Consider the following 17,849-nt stretch of genomic DNA (forward strand, 5'->3'; position numbering starts at 1 on the left):
GTGTCACTGCCTGAGCTTTGAAGTCGTCGGTGTAACTGCGGCGGGTTTGCTGTGACATAGGTGCCTCCAAGGTTGCGATTAAAATATCGCTTCTTGGCGTCCGCTGCGAGGGAACAAGTCCACCAAAGGGCTCTTGCCCCAACACTCGGCACCTCGCTTAGGCTCGGTGTGCCCGAACGAAGGCTTGAATCCGTGGGCCGCCGCGATGGGCCATCCTTGGCCCAGCGCGGCTAACCCGGCGTCCTGCCGGGTTACCCACGGATTCAAGCCTGCGTTCGGCCAGCGTGTTTGACGGGGCGCCTAAGATCAAAATCAAGATCAAAAGCGCAGATCAAAAGAGCGCTGACTTCGTCAGCGACAAGGATGTAAGGGCCAGAGCAAAAGCAGATCCAAAGCAGGTCCAAAGCAGATTCAAAGCAGGCTGAGATCTATCTGATATATGGAGATAAAATGTGGGAGGGGGCTTGCCCCCGATGAGGGAGTGTCAGCTGATGCAGCTGTGACTGATCCACAGCTATCGAGGGCAAGCCCTCTCCCACATTTTTAACCCATGTGGGTGAGTCATACTGGGCGTGGCTTTTTGGTTACTTTTGTGCCTTTCCAAAAGTGACCCGCCGTAAGGGCGGAACCATACGCAGCCGTTACCGCAGCAACGGATATGCCCCCAACATAATCCAACCCCCCCCCTTTTCGCCCAGCGGGCTGCCGCTCCCCCCCGTTTGCCGTTATACTCGCCGGCTTTCAAAAGTTCGCCAACGAGTGCTGCCCGCTATGGAAATCAACCCGATCCTGAACACCATCAAGGACCTGTCCGAGCGCTCCGAAACTATTCGGGGGTATCTTTGACTACGATCAAAAGCATGAGCGTCTGACCGAAGTCAATCGCGAGCTTGAAGATCCGGCTGTCTGGAACAAACCCGAATACGCCCAGGAACTGGGCCGCGAGCGCGCCGCGCTGGCGCAGATCGTCGACACCCTCGACGAACTGAACACCGGTCTGGCCGATTGCCGTGACCTGCTGGACATGGCCGTCGAAGAAAACGACGAAGGCGCAGTGGGCGATGTCGTCGCCGAACTGGCCCGTCTAGAGGAAAACCTCGCCAAACTCGAATTCCGCCGCATGTTCAGCCATGAAATGGACCCGAACAACGCTTACCTGGACATCCAGGCCGGTTCCGGCGGCACTGAAGCCCAGGACTGGGCCAACATTCTGCTGCGCATGTACCTGCGCTGGGCCGACAAGCGCGGTTTCGACGCGACCATCATGGAACTGTCGGCCGGTGAAGTGGCGGGTATCAAGGGCGCGACCGTGCACATCAAGGGTGAATACGCCTTTGGCTGGTTGCGTACCGAAATCGGCGTGCACCGCCTGGTGCGCAAGAGCCCGTTCGACTCCGGCAACCGTCGCCACACCTCGTTCTCGGCGGTGTTCGTCTCGCCAGAGATCGACGACAAGGTGGAAATCGAGATCAACCCGGCCGACCTGCGCATCGACACCTACCGTTCATCCGGTGCCGGTGGCCAGCACGTAAACACCACCGACTCGGCCGTACGTATTACCCACGTACCGACCAACACTGTGGTCAGCTGCCAGAACGAACGTTCCCAGCACGCGAACAAGGACACCGCCATGAAAATGCTGCGGGCCAAGTTGTACGAGCAGGAAATGCAGAAGCGCAACGCCGCTTCCCAGGCGCTGGAAGACACCAAGTCGGATATCGGCTGGGGTCACCAGATCCGTTCGTACGTGCTCGATGCGTCGCGGATCAAGGATCTGCGCACCAACATCGAACGCAGCGACTGCGACAAGGTGCTCGACGGCGATATCGACGAATACCTGGAAGCCAGCCTGAAGTCCGGCCTCTAAAGAACCTGTAGGAGCGGGCTTGCCCGCGATCCTCAGCCGTAGGCTGAGGGCAACGAACCTGTGATGGAATTTCAAAAGACATGAGCGACCAACAACTCGACCCGCAAGCCCTGCTACAGGAAGAAAACTCCCTGATCGCCCTGCGCAAGGAAAAGCTTGCTGCCGAGCGCGCCAAGGGCAATGCCTTCCCCAACGACTTCCGCCGCGACAATTACTGCGATGCCTTGCAGAAACAGTACGCGGACAAGACCAAGGAAGAGCTGGCAGAGGCTGCGATCCCGGTCAAGGTGGCAGGTCGCATCATGCTCAACCGTGGCTCGTTCATGGTGATCCAGGACATGACCGGGCGCATCCAGGTTTACGTCAACCGCAAGACGCTGCCTGAAGAAACCCTGGCCTCGGTGAAAACCTGGGACATGGGCGATATCATCGCCGCCGAAGGCACCCTGGCCCGTTCCGGCAAGGGCGACCTGTACGTCGAGATGACCAGCGTGCGCCTGCTGACCAAGTCCCTGCGCCCACTGCCGGACAAGCACCACGGCCTGACCGACACCGAGCAGCGCTACCGCCAGCGCTACGTTGACCTGATCGTCAACGAAGAGGTGCGCCAGACCTTCCGTGTACGTTCCCAAGTCATCGCGCACATCCGCAGCTTCCTGATGCAGCGCGACTTCCTGGAAGTGGAAACGCCGATGCTGCAGACCATCCCCGGTGGTGCCGCAGCCAAGCCGTTCGAAACCCACCACAACGCGCTGGACCTGGAAATGTTCCTGCGCATTGCGCCTGAGCTGTACCTCAAGCGGCTGGTTGTCGGCGGTTTTGAAAAGGTGTTCGAGATCAACCGCAACTTCCGTAACGAAGGCGTCTCGACCCGTCACAACCCAGAATTCACCATGTTGGAGTTCTACCAGGCTTACGCCGACTACGAAGACAACATGGACCTGACCGAAGAACTGTTCCGCGAACTGGCACAGTTGGTCCTGGGCAGCACCGACGTGCCGTACGGCGACAAGGTCTTCCACTTCGGCGAGCCGTTTGTGCGCCTGTCGGTGTTCGACTCGATCCTCAAGTACAACCCTGAGCTGACCGCCGACGACCTCAACGACATCGACAAGGCCCGTGCCATTGCCAAGAAAGCCGGCGCCAAGGTGCTGGGTTTTGAAGGCCTGGGCAAATTGCAGGTGATGATTTTCGAGGAACTGGTCGAGCACAAGCTGGAACAGCCACACTTCATTACCCAATACCCGTTCGAAGTGTCGCCGCTGGCCCGTCGCAACGACGACAACCCGAACGTCACCGACCGTTTCGAGCTGTTCATCGGCGGCCGCGAAATCGCCAACGCCTACTCCGAGCTTAACGACGCGCAAGACCAGGCCGAGCGTTTCATGGCCCAGGTGGCCGACAAGGACGCTGGCGACGACGAAGCCATGCACTACGACGCCGACTTCGTGCGCGCCCTGGAATACGGCATGCCGCCAACCGCCGGCGAAGGCATCGGCATCGACCGTCTGGTGATGTTGTTGACCAACTCGCCGTCGATCCGCGACGTGATCCTGTTCCCGCATATGCGGCCAGAAGTGTAAACGTAGCGAAATCCGAAGCCGCCTTTTATAAGGCGGCTTTTTTATGTGGCGTTTTTAAGCGTCAAGCAAACAGCGCCAGGGTTTGATCTATTCAAGGATGTGAGTCGTGAACCGCGTAATCGCACAAGAAGGCGCCGCCGGCATTGCTGCTGCCGTGGCTGAAAGCGTCCAGTACCAGGGCCGTAAGGCCAGTCGTCGGGGCAGCGAGCAACGCAGGCAAGACATTCTCGATGCGGCCATGCGCATCGTGGTGCGCGAAGGCGTGCGTGCCGTGCGCCATCGGGCGGTGGCGGCGGAGGCGGGTGTGCCGCTGTCGGCCACCACCTACTATTTCAAAGACATCGATGACCTGCTCACCGATACCTTTGCCCAGTACGTCGAACGCAGCGCCGCCTTCATGGGCAAGCTGTGGGTGCGTAACGAAGGCCTGTTGCGCGAGATGGTCGCCTACGGGGATGGCAGCCCGGAGTCGCGCTCACAGCTGGCCGATGACATCGCGCGCCTGACCGCCGATTATGTGCAGCGCCAACTGATCAACCGCCGCGAATACCTGATGGCGGAACAGGCGTTCCGCCAGGAGGCGCTGCTGAACCCGCGCCTGGCCGAACTGGTGCGCTCCCACCAGCAGATTTTGTTGCAGGGCACCGGGCAGTTTTTCCAGGTTCTGGGCTCCCGCGAACCGCAGCAGGACGCCAAGGTGTTGACGGCGATTATCAGTCGGATGGAATATCAGGGCCTGTTGGGCGGCGCAGAGCCTCTGACCGGTGAAGAGATGCTTGAGATCCTCAAGCGTTACATGCATTTGGTGTTGGCCTCGGTCTGACACCGGAGGGTGTCTGATGAAAACCTGGCGCAGCGCAGTAATCGCCTTGTCGTTCCTGCTGCTCAGTGGTTGCCTGGTGACCTTCAAGGAGCCGCTGGCAACCCGTGAAGCGGCGCCGGATGAGTTGCTGGGCCAATGGTCCAGCAAAAATGCCTGGGGCGAGCCGCTCAACCTGCACATTACGCGGGCCGGTGAGCACCGTTACAAAGCCGTGAGCTACCCTAAGGCCACGCCGGAGCAGCGCGACGAGTACCTGTTCAGCGTGTTGCGCCATGGCAACCGCTGGTACCTGTCGGCGCCGTTGCCTACAAAGCTCGGTGGGAATTTTATCCTGGCCGGCTTCGAATTCGACGAAAAGCACGAATTGGTGGTCTACAACCTGGATCTGGACCAGATCCACCAGGCCATCGGCCAACAGGCGTTGCGTGGTCATACGGTAGAAACCGTCGAAGGCGACGGCGTGTTGGTGGATAGCCCCATGGACCAGGTGTTTGCCTACCTGGACAACCCGGCCAATGCCGATGTGTTCGTTGAAGCCGTGCGCTACCGGCGTGCGGGCAAATAACGTTTGAAGAAGGAAGCACCCGGTGGACGATTACCAGCAGACGATACGCACCTTGTCCGATCGCATTGTGCTGGCGCAAACACCGATTCGCGTCCTCGACGCCGTGAAGTGGGACGACAACATTCGCCAGGGATTCCTCAAGGCCAAGGGCAAGGCAATGCCTGCCGTGGACCGCGACTATTACCTGAACCGACCGCTGTCGTTCGATTCCAGCGCAGTGAAGCTGGAATTCCAGAACATTGAGCGTGATATCACCCGTCGGCTCGGCCAGTTCAGCCCGGTGGGGCAGATCATGCGCCGCATGTGCCGTGAATACCGCATGGTGGTGCGTATGCTCGAAGCACGCGGCACCGAGGACTTCGGCCTGATTTCCCAGGAATTGTACGGCGCTGCCTCCGATGCGTTTCATGCTGGCGACCCGACTCTGGCCGACCTGGGGCTGATGCTCTCCGACTACCTGAACAATATCGATGGCCGTGGCGACCTCAAGGACGAAGCCAAGACCCTCACCGCCAAGGACGCCGTCGCCCTGCTGCAAACCCGTTTGAACACGGTGTTCGGCGAGGCGGAAGAGACCATCCGCGTGTTCGAGTCCGACGGCATCGTCGCCGACGCGGCGGCGGGGGCCGACTACATCAAGATCCGCGCCGATGCAATGTTCAACAATCGCGACGTACGCGCCCTGGAAGTGCATGAAGGCCTGGTGCACGTCGGCACCACCCTCAACGGCCAGAACCAGCCGATCTGCACCTTTCTGTCCAAGGGCCCGCCGTCGTCCACTGTGACCCAGGAAGGCCTGGCCATTCTGATGGAGATCATCACGTTTGCCTCATACCCCAGTCGCCTGCGCAAACTGACCAACCGCACCCGCGCCATCCACATGGTGGAAGAGGGCGCCGACTTCCTGCAGGTGTTCGAGTTCTTCCGCGAGCAAGGCTTTGAAATGGCCGAAAGCTATGGCAACGCCAGCCGTGTATTCCGTGGCTCGGTGCCCAATGGCCTGCCGTTTACCAAGGATTTGTCCTACCTCAAGGGTTTTATCATGGTTTACAACTACATCCAGCTGGCCGTGCGCAAAGGCAAGCTGGAGCAAGTGCCGCTGCTGTTCTGCGGCAAGACCACCCTGGAAGACATGCGGACCCTGCGCCAACTGGTGGATGAAGGACTGGTGGTGCCACCCAAGTACCTGCCGGAGCAGTTCCGCGACATGAACGCGCTGGCCGCGTGGATGTGCTTCTCCAACTTCCTCAACCACCTGAGCCTGGATCGGATCGAAGCGGATTACTCCAATATCCTTTAAACACGTTTATTCACGAGGCTTCATCGGATGAGAATCCTCGGCATTCTGTGCCTGCTACTCACCTTGAACGGCTGCAGCTCGCTGCTGTTCTACCCCGAGCCCGGCCTGCCCTTTACCCCGGAAAAGGCCCGTCTGGCGTACCGCGACGTCACCCTCACCACCGCTGATGGCGTGAAGCTGCACGCGTGGTGGCTGCCGGCCAAGGTTGGCGTGCCTGTCAAAGGCACGGTGCTGCACCTGCACGGCAATGGTGGCAATCTGGCCTGGCACCTCGGCGGCAGTTGGTGGTTGCCGGAGCAGGGCTATCAAGTGCTGCTGGTGGACTATCGCGGATATGGTTTGTCCGAAGGCAAACCGTCGTTGCCGGCGATCTATGAGGATGTGGATGCGGCGTTCCGTTGGATCGACACGGCCCCGGAAACCCAAGGCCAGCCGCTGATTGTCCTCGGTCAGAGCCTGGGCGGTGCGCTGGCGGTGCACTATCTGGCGGCGCATCCTGAGCGTCAGGCCAGGCTCAAAGCGCTGGTACTGGATGGCGTGCCCGCCAGTTATCGTGACGTAGGACAATTCGCCCTCAGCACCTCTTGGCTAACATGGCCGTTCCAGGTGCCTTTGTCCTGGCTGGTGCCCGACGCCGACAGCGCAATCAACGCCATGCCGCAACTGACCGGCGTACCCAAACTACTGTTCCACAGCCTGGATGACCCGATCGTGCCGCTGTCCAATGGCATCCGCCTGTACCAGGCCGCGCCAGCGCCGAGGGTGTTGCAGTTGACCCGGGGCGGCCATGTGCAGACCTTTGCCGACAAGACCTGGCAAACCGTGATGCTGCGCTACCTGGACGACCCGCAGCACTTCAACGGCCTGCGCCGCCTGGGCGAAATTGCGAACTACCCCATTCCTAAAGTTGATTCATCAGAGAGCCCGCAATGAGCGAAGAACGCAACATGATCCCGCTGATTCTCACCGGTATCGGCACCATCATCGGCACCGTCGGCTGCCTGTGGTACTACGGCTACCTGCACTTCGCCAAACCGGAAGATGCGTTACTGCTCAGTGACTTCACCATGCTCAAGACCGTACCCGGCGAGGACTACAAAATCTCGCTGACCCCGGCGGCCCAGGTGGCGCAGTGCGTCGATGGCGTGCTGGTGATGTTCGATACCGAGCAAAAAGGCTTGAGCGGCGTGCTGGTGAATAACAAGAAACAGGCCGTGCGCTGCTTGGGGCAGGAAACGCCGCAACTGCAGCAGTAGCAGGTTCGTCATTCCAAATAGCCGGACATATCTGGAACCGTTTTTCGTAAGGTGCCACTGACTAGCCTGTCAGTACGACTGGCAAATAACTTATGAATATGGACTCTGGAGTGTAAACGTGAGTGGCATTAGTGCTATAGGCAAGATGTTGGGAATGGCAAGGGGCCAGGAAAGCCTGGGGCGAGATGTTGCTGAAGGCGCTGGTCATCAAAACGATAAAGTAGACCCGGAGCTGCTCAAGAAGCTGCTCGAAATGCTCTCCGGCGGCGCCGGTGGCGCTCAGGGCGGTGGCGGATCAGGTTCATCTGGTGGTTCGGGTGGTCAGCCTGACCCTGATCAGATCAGGAAGATGATGAGTGGGCGCCAAGGGATGGAGGCGATGATGCCGGACAGTGATAACGGTCGTCAGGTCCAGGTCTGACAGGCACAAAAAACCCACCGTCAGGTGGGTTTTTTTTCAGCATCGATTAATCAGTTCGCCATCGACGAACGTGGTTTGACCGGCTGGTTGTCGTTGGAGATGGTCACTTCAACGCGGCGGTTCATGGCACGGCCCGACACGCTGCCGTTATCGGCAACCGGGTATTCCTTGCCGTAACCGGTGGTCACGATGCGGCGTGGATCAACACCCATCTTGATCAGTGCAACCTGTACCGAAGCAGCACGACGCTCCGACAGGCTCTGGTTGTAGGCATCGGCGCCGGTGCTGTCGGTGTAACCCTCGACGATCACCTGGCGATCCGGGTTTTCCTGGAGGAACTGCGCCAGCTTGTTGATGTTGACCAGGCCGCTGGATTTCAGGTCGGCCTTGTTGGTCGCAAACAGCACATCACCGAAGGTCACCAAGGTGCCGCGATCAGTCTGCTTGGCGTTCAGGCTGTCTTGCAGTTGCTTGATCTGTGCATCACGGGCGTCCAGCAGGGCGCGGGCACGTTCGTCGCCGGCATTTTTCAGCTTGGCTTCGGATTCGCGCAGCACGATGGTGTCTTTGGCCACCTCAACGCGCTGGTTGGTCAGGTAAGCCAACTGGTCGACCTTCTTCTCGTCTTCCTTGTCACGGTAGGCTTTGTCAGCCTTGTCCAGCCAATCTTGCGCGTCCTTGGTTTCCAGAGCCGCTACTTTGGTGGCGTTAGGGTTGGCCTGCAGGGCCGAGAAATTGGTCCGAGCGTTTTCCAGGTTTGCGTTCGGCGGGGTGGAGCAAGCTGCCAGGGCAACGCTCATCGCCAGCAGGGCAGGGATCATCAATTGTTTACGCATAGTCGTGTCGTCCTTTCAATTCGATATCAGGTGCGATGCAGTCAGGGGCGGCGGCTTATTTCTGCTGGATAGCAGCCGGGCGCATGCCTTCCTTACGCAGCTCGTCAACAGCCTTCTGAGAATCCTTCACTGCCTGGTCAGCCTTGGCGGCCTGAGCTTTACGCTCTGCAACGCGAGCGTCCCATTCAGCTTGTTCAGACAGGCGACGGGCTTCGTCGTAGTTTTTGTCGTGCATCGCGATTTCGGCTTGCTTGAGCTTGTCCTGGGCCGACTTCATTTCTACGGCCGCGTACTCGGTGCCGCCGGCGCTGACAGCGCTGTTCACCGCAGATTGTGTAACGGCGTACTGTTCGGTCGGAGGGTTGCCGGCGCAGCCAGCCAGAACGAAGCTGGTGCCGATTGCCAGCGCGGCCAATTTAAGCCCGCGCAGGTGGTTAAACGAGGATTTGGCAGTGCTGGTCTTCATCGTCTTCAACTCCATTGGATAACTCCTGAAAAACTTCAACATCCATCGTAGGTGGTCAGCTGTGGCGGGCTCTGCGGTTAAGCGCGGGGCACCTATTCAAACGGCTGTTCCAAGTGATGGCTTACTGGCTGTGACCGGAGGCTTTTTTGAATAGTTCAGAGAAGATGGCGATTTGCCTAAAAAAATAACTGACTGAATGGTCAGCGTAAAAAATTGGAACTTTTGCTGCACGCAGAAGTACACCGGGCCTTTGGGAGGCCCGGTGTACAAGGGTTAGTCAGGGGGTGTCAGTGCTTGGGTTCGTCGGCACTGGCCGACAAGTCATGCAGATGGCGCCGAGACAGCGTGAGAAAACGTGGCGTCGGGCCGACGTCTTCATACAGCGGGTCGCCCTCTTCATCAGTGGCGATGACGTGCTGCCCCTTGATGTAGGGAAAGCTGGCTTCCAGCTCCTCAAGGGCGGCGCCGATCAGCTCGCCGAGCAGTTCTTCGGTATTGCGCTTGGGGTACATCTCGGCGATGGCCGCCAACCGAGCGGCGGCCTCGACATCCAGATGGATGGCGTACTCGGTCTTGGTCAAGCGACCCTTGGCGTTCTCTTCCCAATGCTGGGCCAGTTCTCGAATTTTCATGGCAACCTCAATAAAGCCTGGGATGGCAGGCGGTGATGAGTGACCAGTCGCGCGCATGGATAACGCGGCGGCTCACAGTTGAGACTAGCTGCAAGCGGCAAGGTTTAAAGTCTTGTCATAAAACGATGCTGACGGCACTCTGGCAGGCCTGCGCGTCCCGGATTTCTGGCTGGAGATTGGCTGATGAGTGATATCGATGCACGCTTGCGTGAGGATGTTCACCTGCTGGGTGAACTGCTGGGCAACACGATTCGAGAGCAGTACGGCGATGATTTCCTCGACAAGATCGAGCAGATCCGCAAAGGCGCCAAGGCCGATCGTCGCGGCGCTGGCGATGAGCTGAGTACCAGCCTCAACCAATTGCAGGAAGACGAACTGCTGCCCGTAGCCCGGGCCTTCAACCAGTTCCTCAACTTGGCCAATATCGCCGAGCAGTACCAATTGATTCACCGGCGCGATGAGTCGCAGCCGGCGCCTTTCGAATCGCGCGTACTCCCGGAGTTGCTGGCCCGCCTGCAAAGCGAGGGTCACAGCAACGAATCCCTGGCCCGCCAACTGGGGCGCCTGGAGATTGACCTGGTCCTCACGGCCCACCCCACCGAAGTGGCGCGCCGCACCCTGATCCAGAAATACGATGCCATCGCCGCGCAACTGGCGCTGCAGGATCACCGCGACCTCACTACCGCCGAGCGCGAGCAGATCCGCCAACGCTTGCAACGGTTGATTGCCGAAGCCTGGCACACCGAAGAAATCCGCCGCACCCGACCCACGCCGGTGGATGAAGCCAAGTGGGGCTTTGCGGTGATTGAGCATTCGCTGTGGCACGCCATCCCCAATTACTTGCGCAAGGCTGATCAGGCCTTGCACGCTGCCACGGGCCTGCGCCTGCCGCTGGAAGCCGCGCCGATTCGGTTTTCCTCCTGGATGGGCGGCGACCGCGACGGCAACCCGAACGTCACTGCGCCGGTCACCCGCGAAGTGCTATTGCTCGCGCGCTGGATGGCCGCCGATCTGTATTTGCGCGATATCGATCATTTGGCCTCCGAGCTGTCGATGCAACGCGCCAGCCCGGCATTGCAGGCCAAAGTGGGCGACAGTGTCGAACCCTACCGCGCCGTGCTCAAGCAACTGCGCGAACGCCTGCGCGCCACACGCCAGTGGGCGCACACCGCGTTGAGCAGCAACACACCGGCACCGGCCGAGGTGTTGCAGAACAACCGCGATCTGCTGGAGCCGCTGGAACTGTGCTACCAGTCGCTGCATGAGTGCGGCATGGGCGTGATCGCCGACGGCCCGCTGCTCGATTGCCTGCGCCGGGCCGTCACCTTTGGCCTGTTCCTGGTGCGGCTGGATGTGCGCCAGGACTCCAGTCGCCATTCGGCGGCCATGACCGAAATCACCGATTACCTGGGCCTGGGCCGTTACGAAGAGTGGGACGAAGACGCACGCATCAGCTTTCTGATGAAGGAACTGGCCAACCGTCGACCGCTGCTGCCGAGCTATTTCAAACCATCGGCGGACACGGCCGAAGTGCTCAACACCTGTAAGGAAGTGGCCGCCGCGCCCGCTGCATCGCTGGGCTCGTATGTCATCTCCATGGCCGGGGCTGCGTCGGACGTGCTCGCCGTGCAATTGTTGCTTAAAGAGTCGGGCGTTCAGCGGCCGATGCGCGTGGTGCCGCTGTTCGAAACCCTGGCCGACCTGGACAACGCCGGCCCGGTGATCGAGCAACTGTTGCTGCTGCCGGGCTACCGTGCGCGCTTGCAGGGCCCGCAGGAAGTGATGATCGGCTACTCCGACTCGGCCAAGGACGCCGGCACCACCGCAGCCGCCTGGGCGCAATACCGCGCCCAGGAACGGTTGGTCGATATCTGCCGTGAGCAGCAGGTGGAATTGCTGTTGTTCCATGGTCGCGGTGGCACCGTCGGCCGTGGCGGCGGCCCGGCCCACGCGGCGATCCTGTCGCAGCCGCCGGGTTCGGTGGCGGGGCGTTTCCGTACCACTGAACAGGGCGAGATGATCCGCTTCAAGTTCGGCCTGCCGGACATTGCCGAGCAGAACCTCAACCTGTACCTGGCCGCCGTGTTGGAAGCGACGCTGCTGCCACCGCCTCCACCCGAGCCGGCCTGGCGCCACTTGATGGACGAATTGGCCGCCGATGGTGTCAGTGCTTACCGTGCCGTGGTGCGGGAAAATCCGCAATTCGTCGAGTATTTTCGCCAATCCACCCCCGAGCAGGAGCTTGGCCGTTTACCGCTGGGCAGTCGTCCGGCCAAGCGCCGCGCCGGTGGTATAGAAAGCCTGCGCGCGATCCCCTGGATCTTCGGCTGGACCCAGACCCGCCTGATGCTGCCGGCGTGGTTGGGCTGGGAAGCCGCGTTGAGCAAGGCCCTGGAGCGCGGCGAGGGCGAACTGCTGGGACAGATGCGTGAGCAATGGCCGTTCTTCCGTACCCGTATTGATATGCTCGAAATGGTGCTGGCCAAGGCAGATGCCGATATCGCGCGCCTGTATGACGAGCGTCTGGTCCAGCCGGATCTGTTGCCATTGGGTGTGCACTTGCGCGACCTATTGTCGCAGGCCTGTGGCGTGGTGCTTGGCCTGACTGGCCAGTCGCAACTGCTGGCCCATAGCCCTGACACCCTGGAGTTCATCCGCCTGCGCAACACCTACCTCGACCCCTTGCACCTGTTGCAGGCTGAGTTGCTGGCACGCTCGCGCCAGCAGGAAGCGGCGCAGGACAGCCCTCTGGAACAAGCGCTGCTGGTGTCCGTGGCCGGTATTGCCGCCGGTTTACGTAATACCGGCTGAGGTTTTTTGCGTGTTCTCAACGGCTTGCAGATAAACCACGACGACCGCCCGGAACCGGGCGGTCGGCGTTTACAGGGCCGGGTTGCACTCAGGCACACCCTACCTATGACGCATGCCGGGCGCGGTTCCTGCGACTTTTGGCGGCTTGTGTGGTTAAGGCCTGCTGTGTATCTTGATCAGCCTTTGGCCGTTTGGGCGGCCCGAATCCTATTGCTACGAGCCACACTTCTACGAGATTTGCCCCAACGCGGTGAATCCGAGCGTCATCTCTATATAAAAATTGAGGAGCACATCAATGCGCGTCATTCTGCTGGGAGCTCCCGGGGCCGGTAAAGGTACTCAGGCAAAGTTCATCACTGAAAAATTCGGCATTCCACAAATCTCCACCGGCGACATGCTGCGTGCGGCCGTCAAGGCCGGCACCGAGCTGGGCCTGATCGCCAAGAGCGTGATGGACAGCGGCGGCCTGGTTTCCGATGACCTGATCATCAACCTGGTGAAGGAACGCATCAGCCAGGACGACTGCAAGAACGGTTTTCTGTTCGACGGCTTCCCACGCACCATTCCCCAGGCTGAAGCCCTGGTGAAGGCCGGCGTTGAGCTGGACGCAGTGGTCGAAATCGCCGTTGAAGACGAAGAAATCGTCCAGCGTATCGCCGGTCGTCGCGTTCACGAAGGCTCGGGCCGCGTGTACCACGTCGTCTACAACCCGCCGAAGGTTGAAGGCAAGGACGATGTCACCGGTGAAGACCTGGTGCAGCGTAAAGACGACACTGAAGAAACCGTGCGTCATCGCCTGTCGGTCTACCACTCGCAGACCAAGCCGCTGGTGGACTTCTACCAGAAGCTGTCCGCTGCCCAGGGCAAGCCGAAGTACAGCCACATCCCTGGCGTTGGCTCGGTAGAAGCCATCACTGCCAAGGTGCTGCAAGCACTGAGCTGATCCTTCGATCGGCTTGCGACACAACGGCCCGCTTGCGGGCCGTTGTTGTTTATACTGGCGCACTTTTTTTCGACTTGGACACCCACACCGATGAGCACCCTGCTGGCCCTGGACACCGCGACTGAAGCTTGCTCCGTTGCCTTGCTGCACAATGGCACCGTTACGAGCCACTACGAGGTGATCCCGCGCCTGCACGCGCAGAAGCTGTTGCCGATGATCAAGCAACTGCTGGACGAAGCGGGCACCACCCTGGCCGCCGTCGATGCCATCGCCTTTGGCCGCGGTCCGGGTGCATTTACTGGTGTGCGGATCGCCATTGGCGTTGTGCAAGGCCTGGCATTTGCGCTGGATCGCCCGGTCCTGCCGGTGTCCAACCTTGCCGTCCTGGCTCAGCGCGCATGGCGTGAACACGGTGCTTCGCAGGTGGCAGCAGCCATTGATGCGCGGATGGATGAGGTGTACTGGGGCTGCTACCGCGAAACGGCTGGCGAAATGCGCCTGGTGGGTGTTGAGGCTGTGCAGCCACCGGAGTCGTCGGTCTTGCCGGACGATGCCAGCGGCGATTGGTTCGGTGCCGGCACTGGCTGGGGTTATGGCGAGCGTATCGGCGTTCGGTTGGTTGGCCAGGACGCCGCCATGTTACCTCACGCCGAAGACTTGTTGAGCCTTGCACGTTTTGCTTTCGAGCGCGGTGAGGCAATTGCTGCCGATCTGGCTGCACCGGTTTATCTGCGCGATAAAGTGGCACAAACCAAAGCAGAACGCGGGATCGTGTGACATCAAAAGTGGTGGCAATTTGATGTAATCCGGCGCCAATCGTCAGAATTTGCCCCTGCTTTTAAACCTTTTTCAAATTATGTGTTCTAGTTATCACCAGAGCATTTGCGCGCTACGGATTGCGCCACTAAAATGCCATCACCGATACCGAGTTCGCATCGATGCGTATAGACGGCTTTTCCTCACAGTCCTACCCAATCAAGCGCAAGCCGCGTAAGGCAAACGTCACGGTAGACGAGTCCGTCGAAGACTCACCGGACTTCATCGAAGTCCAGCCCGATGCACAGCCCAACTCGCAGGCACGCATCAGCGGCCTTCCGGCCCGCCAACAAGATATGGTCTTCCCGCGCTCCATGAGCAAAAGCGTTGCCACCGCCCTGGCCAGCTACCTGACCACCGCCGGCTTTGTCGAATGGGATATGGAAGTGCTGGGCCTCGACATCCACATCTGATGCGCCTGCCTTACTACCTCGGTTGCCCGTCCTGGAGTGAAAACGCCTGGCGCGAGTACCTGTATCCCGCCGATGCGCGTTCCAGCGACTATCTGACCCTCTATTCCCAAGTCTTCAACGCCGTTGAAGGCAACACTACTTTTTATGCCCGACCTTCCGTCGCTACCGTGCAGCGCTGGGCTGAAATCATGCCTGACGATTTTCGCTTCACTGCCAAATTCCCCGGTGATATCAGCCATGGCGGCGACTTGCGTGAGCAATTGCCTGCGGCCGAAAGTTTTGTCAGTTTGATGAGCCCGCTCGGTGAGCGGGTTTCGCCGTTGTGGCTGCAACTGTCGGCGAGTTTCTCGCCACAACGCCTGGCGGAACTGGCCGGTTTTATTGATGGCCTGGCGCGCCCGTTGGCCGTTGAAGTGCGTCATCCGGAGTTCTTCGCCAAGGGCGATGCCGAGCGCATGCTCAACCGCCTGTTGCGTGATCGGGGCGTCGAACGTATCTGCCTCGATCCGCGTGCGTTGTTCAGTTGCACGTCCACCTCGGCAGCGGTGCTGCATGCCCAATCCAAAAAGCCCAAGGTACCACCGCGCCCGGCAGCGCTGACCCAGTTTCCCCAGGTGCGCTTTATCGGCCATCCGGAGCTTGAGGCCAACGACCCGTTCCTGGGCCCGTGGGTGGAAAAAATTGCCGGCTGGATCGAAGAGGGCCGCACGCCCTATGTGTTTCTGCACACCTCGGACAACCGCCTCGCCGCACAACTGGCCCTGCGCTTCCACGACCAGTTGATGGCACGCCTGCCCGGCCTGCCTGCGCTGCCAACGCTGGATCGGCAACCCGAAGCCGAACAACTGGGGTTACTCTAGGGCTCCTTTTCCCGCCAGGAGTCAGTCATGGATGCCCAAACCCGACGCGCCGAAACCTTCAAGGCCTTGCACGAGCGTGACCGCGCCTTCGTGATGCCCAACCCTTGGGACGCGGGCTCCGCCGTGATGCTCGCCAGCCTCGGCTTTGAAGCCCTCGCCACCACCAGTGCGGGTTATGCGTTCAGCCTGGGGCGCCCGGATGCGGAAGGCGCGCTGTCCCTGGAAGACACCTTGCTCAATGCCGCCATGATCGCCAAGGCCACCGCACTGCCGGTGGCGGCCGACCTGGAAAACGGCTTCAGCGACACCCCCGAAGGCTGTGCCCAGACCATTCTGCGCGCGGCTGAGAGCGGCATCGTCGGCGGCTCCATCGAAGATGCCACGGGCATCGCGGATGACCCGATCTATGCCTTCGTCCTCTCCGTCGAACGTGTGGGAGCCGCCGTCGCCGCCGCGCGCAGTCTGCCATTCCCTTTCACTCTGACGGCCCGTGCGGAAAACCTCCTGCACGGTCGCCTGGATTTACCTGACACCATTCGCCGCCTGCAAGCCTACGCCGAAGCAGGTGCCGACGTGCTGTATGCGCCGGCCCTGCGCAGCGCCGAGGAGGTGTTGGCGGTGGTCAAGGCCGTGGCGCCAAAACCGGTGAATGTGTTGATGTCCGGTGGGCTGAAACTCAGCGTGGCGCAACTGAGCGCGATGGGGGTCAAGCGCATCAGTGTGGGATCGGCCATGGCGCTGGCGGCCTATGGTCAGTTCTACCGGGCGGCCCAGGAAGTCTATGAACTCGGCACCTTTACCTTCACCGAACGCTCGATGCCCTTCAGCCAAGCCAATCAGTTCTTCAAGGACTAAGCGGTGCGTTTTTTCAAAGTACTGGCCGTGTTACTGCTGCTCGGCGGCGCGATTGGCGTGGGCGTATGGCGAGGCTGGGTACCGCTGCCCGCTGAATGGAACCCCTGGGCGCCGCTGGATGTGCGCGCCAGCCCTAACCTGTTGACCCGCTACAAGCTGGGGCGTTTGCAGGAGGATCCGGCGTTGTGCGACCAGGTGCTGAAAACCTCCGGCCTGCGCGTCAGCCATCAGGTCGACACGCCCGCCGACGCCGCCTGCCCTTTGCGCAATACCTTGCGCGTGCAGGGCGCCGACGTGGCCTTGAGCAGCAGCTTTCTCGCCAGTTGCCCGTTGGCGGTGGCGTTCGCGCTGTTTGAGCGTCACAGCCTGCAACCGGCGGCGCAGGCGGTGTTCGGCCAGGCGGTCACGCGGGTCGATCATCTGGGCAGCTTCGCCTGTCGCAATATCTATGGTCGTGCCGAGGGGCGCCTCAGTCAGCATGCGTCTGCCAATGCTTTGGATATCGCCGGGTTTCGGCTGGCGGATGGGCGCAGTATCAGCGTGCTCAAGGATTGGCCGGGGGAGGGCGACAGCGCACGGTTTTTGCGTCAGGTGCGCGATAGCGCCTGTGATGATTTCAACGTGGTGTTGAGCCCGGACTACAATGCCGCGCACCGCAACCACTTCCATCTGGACATGGGGCGCTGGTGGGTCTGTCGCTGAGGCTCAGGCGGCCAGGCGCAGGTTGTTGGCGATCAATGGGCGTGCCCAGTAGTAGTCGAAGTCCAGGGCCTTTTGCTGGGCCACCAGCTCTTCAGTCGGGTACGGCGTGGCGGGCGGCGGCAGCAGGTCCAGTTCGAACTCGGCAATCGGCAAATGCAGTGGGCGAGGTTGCGGCGCCGGGCTTGGCTCGGGCAGTGGTTGGCCTGCGGTGAGCACGATGGGGCGTACCCAGCCGCTTTCGAAGTTCTGCTGGCGTTGCTGGGCGACGATCTCTGCGTCCGGGAACGGCGTTGCAGCCGGTGGCAGCAACTCGGTTTCGAATTCGGCGATCGGCAGGAACAGTGGCTCAGGCGGAGCGATTTCGGTGTCTTTCACGTCGCACTCACGCTGCGTGAGGATCTGCGACAGCAGGTCGGCGCCTTCGTGAGGTTCTACCGCTGGGTCCACCGGTGCTGGCGCCTGCACGGCGAGCGCGCCCGGCGTATCGCCAAGCTGCTCGGCCAGCGCACGGGCGAAGAAGTCCTGCCACACATGACTCACCCCGGCCAGCGCTTGAGTATTGCGCAGGCCGTAGTGGTTGTGGGTCGGCAGTACACCGATGGTTAGGGGGAGAATGTCTGACATTTTTCTCGGTCGACGCTCAGCTCTGGCAAAATACCTGACTGTTATTTTTATCGGCCGTTGTTTGCCGATCCTTAAT

19 protein-coding genes are annotated in these 17,849 nt (G+C 60.6%); 15 read left to right on the forward strand and 4 right to left on the reverse strand.

What is annotated here, in order from left to right; genetic code table 11:
* The first annotated feature begins 771 nt into the window (after positions 1-771).
* The 8 genes from prfB to NDJ82_RS15895 all read left to right on the forward strand — a co-directional run bounded on the left by prfB (position 772) and on the right by NDJ82_RS15895 (position 7,815).
* Positions 772-1,867 (forward strand): peptide chain release factor 2 gene (gene prfB, locus NDJ82_RS15860; protein WP_095943132.1). Its coding sequence is split into 2 segments (ribosomal slippage): positions 772-843 and positions 845-1,867, totalling 1,095 coding nucleotides; the frame shifts between segments, so codons are not numbered across the junction.
* Between the two features lie 80 nt (positions 1,868-1,947).
* The gene (gene lysS / locus NDJ82_RS15865) at positions 1,948-3,450 is read left to right on the forward strand and encodes a lysine--tRNA ligase (RefSeq protein ID WP_099583395.1); all 1,503 of its coding nucleotides are present in this window, start codon (positions 1,948-1,950) and stop codon (positions 3,448-3,450) included.
* Between the two features lie 106 nt (positions 3,451-3,556).
* Positions 3,557-4,273 carry a TetR/AcrR family transcriptional regulator gene (locus NDJ82_RS15870; RefSeq protein ID WP_099583394.1) on the forward strand — a complete coding sequence of 239 codons (717 nt, stop codon included), beginning with the start codon at positions 3,557-3,559 and terminating at the stop codon, positions 4,271-4,273.
* A 16-nt stretch (positions 4,274-4,289) separates the two neighbouring features.
* The gene (locus tag NDJ82_RS15875) at positions 4,290-4,838 is read left to right on the forward strand and encodes a hypothetical protein (RefSeq protein WP_250925837.1); all 549 of its coding nucleotides are present in this window, start codon (positions 4,290-4,292) and stop codon (positions 4,836-4,838) included.
* 22 nt (positions 4,839-4,860) lie between these two features.
* Positions 4,861-6,138: a flavohemoglobin expression-modulating QEGLA motif protein gene (locus NDJ82_RS15880; protein WP_250925838.1), complete on the forward strand. Its 1,278-nt coding sequence runs from the start codon at positions 4,861-4,863 to the stop codon at positions 6,136-6,138.
* Between the two features lie 27 nt (positions 6,139-6,165).
* The gene (locus NDJ82_RS15885) at positions 6,166-7,071 is read left to right on the forward strand and encodes an alpha/beta hydrolase (protein ID WP_112193827.1); all 906 of its coding nucleotides are present in this window, start codon (positions 6,166-6,168) and stop codon (positions 7,069-7,071) included.
* On the forward strand, positions 7,068-7,394 hold the full coding sequence (locus tag NDJ82_RS15890; protein WP_053137353.1) for a PA3694 family proteiin: 327 nt from the start codon (positions 7,068-7,070) through the stop codon (positions 7,392-7,394). Before NDJ82_RS15885 ends, NDJ82_RS15890 begins: the two co-directional genes overlap by 4 nt.
* A 118-nt stretch (positions 7,395-7,512) precedes the next feature.
* A complete protein-coding gene (locus NDJ82_RS15895; protein ID WP_250925839.1) occupies positions 7,513-7,815 on the forward strand; it encodes a hypothetical protein in 303 nt (100 codons plus the stop codon).
* Between the two features lie 50 nt (positions 7,816-7,865).
* On the opposite strand, the gene lptF is transcribed toward NDJ82_RS15895, so the two are convergent.
* From lptF to NDJ82_RS15910, 3 genes are all read right to left on the reverse strand, one after another.
* Positions 7,866-8,651, reverse strand: a complete 786-nt coding sequence (gene lptF, locus NDJ82_RS15900) for a lipotoxin F family OmpA-related lipoprotein LptF (protein WP_099583390.1) — start codon at positions 8,649-8,651, stop codon at positions 7,866-7,868.
* Positions 8,652-8,706: 55 nt separating this feature from the next.
* Positions 8,707-9,132 carry a DUF4398 domain-containing protein gene (locus tag NDJ82_RS15905; protein ID WP_099583389.1) on the reverse strand — a complete coding sequence of 142 codons (426 nt, stop codon included), beginning with the start codon at positions 9,130-9,132 and terminating at the stop codon, positions 8,707-8,709.
* Between the two features lie 272 nt (positions 9,133-9,404).
* Positions 9,405-9,749 carry a pilin assembly protein gene (locus NDJ82_RS15910; RefSeq protein WP_099583388.1) on the reverse strand — a complete coding sequence of 115 codons (345 nt, stop codon included), beginning with the start codon at positions 9,747-9,749 and terminating at the stop codon, positions 9,405-9,407.
* Positions 9,750-9,932: 183 nt separating this feature from the next.
* On the opposite strand from NDJ82_RS15910, the gene ppc reads away from it, so the two are divergent.
* The 7 genes from ppc to NDJ82_RS15945 all read left to right on the forward strand — a co-directional run bounded on the left by ppc (position 9,933) and on the right by NDJ82_RS15945 (position 17,149).
* Positions 9,933-12,560 (forward strand): phosphoenolpyruvate carboxylase, encoded by a 2,628-nt coding sequence (ppc, locus tag NDJ82_RS15915; RefSeq protein WP_250925840.1) that lies wholly within the window; start codon positions 9,933-9,935, stop codon positions 12,558-12,560.
* Positions 12,561-12,855: 295 nt separating this feature from the next.
* Positions 12,856-13,503, forward strand: coding sequence for an adenylate kinase (gene adk / locus NDJ82_RS15920; protein WP_057021888.1), 648 nt, complete (start codon positions 12,856-12,858; stop codon positions 13,501-13,503).
* A gap of 90 nt (positions 13,504-13,593) precedes the next feature.
* Positions 13,594-14,280: a tRNA (adenosine(37)-N6)-threonylcarbamoyltransferase complex dimerization subunit type 1 TsaB gene (gene tsaB / locus NDJ82_RS15925; RefSeq protein WP_099583386.1), complete on the forward strand. Its 687-nt coding sequence runs from the start codon at positions 13,594-13,596 to the stop codon at positions 14,278-14,280.
* A 161-nt stretch (positions 14,281-14,441) separates the two neighbouring features.
* Complete coding sequence (locus tag NDJ82_RS15930; protein WP_099583385.1) at positions 14,442-14,732, forward strand: hypothetical protein; 291 nt, start codon at positions 14,442-14,444, stop codon at positions 14,730-14,732.
* Positions 14,732-15,592: a DUF72 domain-containing protein gene (locus NDJ82_RS15935; RefSeq protein WP_250925841.1), complete on the forward strand. Its 861-nt coding sequence runs from the start codon at positions 14,732-14,734 to the stop codon at positions 15,590-15,592. The genes NDJ82_RS15930 and NDJ82_RS15935 overlap by 1 nt, the downstream gene beginning before the upstream one ends.
* A 27-nt stretch (positions 15,593-15,619) precedes the next feature.
* A complete protein-coding gene (locus tag NDJ82_RS15940) occupies positions 15,620-16,447 on the forward strand; it encodes an isocitrate lyase/PEP mutase family protein (protein ID WP_250925842.1) in 828 nt (275 codons plus the stop codon).
* Positions 16,448-16,450: 3 nt separating this feature from the next.
* Entirely contained in the window at positions 16,451-17,149 is a 699-nt protein-coding gene (locus NDJ82_RS15945) for an extensin-like domain-containing protein (protein ID WP_250925843.1), read from the forward strand.
* A gap of 3 nt (positions 17,150-17,152) precedes the next feature.
* Here the strand turns inward: NDJ82_RS15945 and NDJ82_RS15950 are convergent, their stop codons facing one another.
* Positions 17,153-17,773, reverse strand: coding sequence for an energy transducer TonB (locus NDJ82_RS15950; protein WP_099583381.1), 621 nt, complete (start codon positions 17,771-17,773; stop codon positions 17,153-17,155).
* Positions 17,774-17,849: the final 76 nt, after the last annotated feature.

It is taken from the genome of Pseudomonas sp. SR18 (assembly GCF_023701505.1).
Taxonomy (GTDB): Bacteria; Pseudomonadota; Gammaproteobacteria; order Pseudomonadales; family Pseudomonadaceae; genus Aquipseudomonas; species Aquipseudomonas cyclaminis.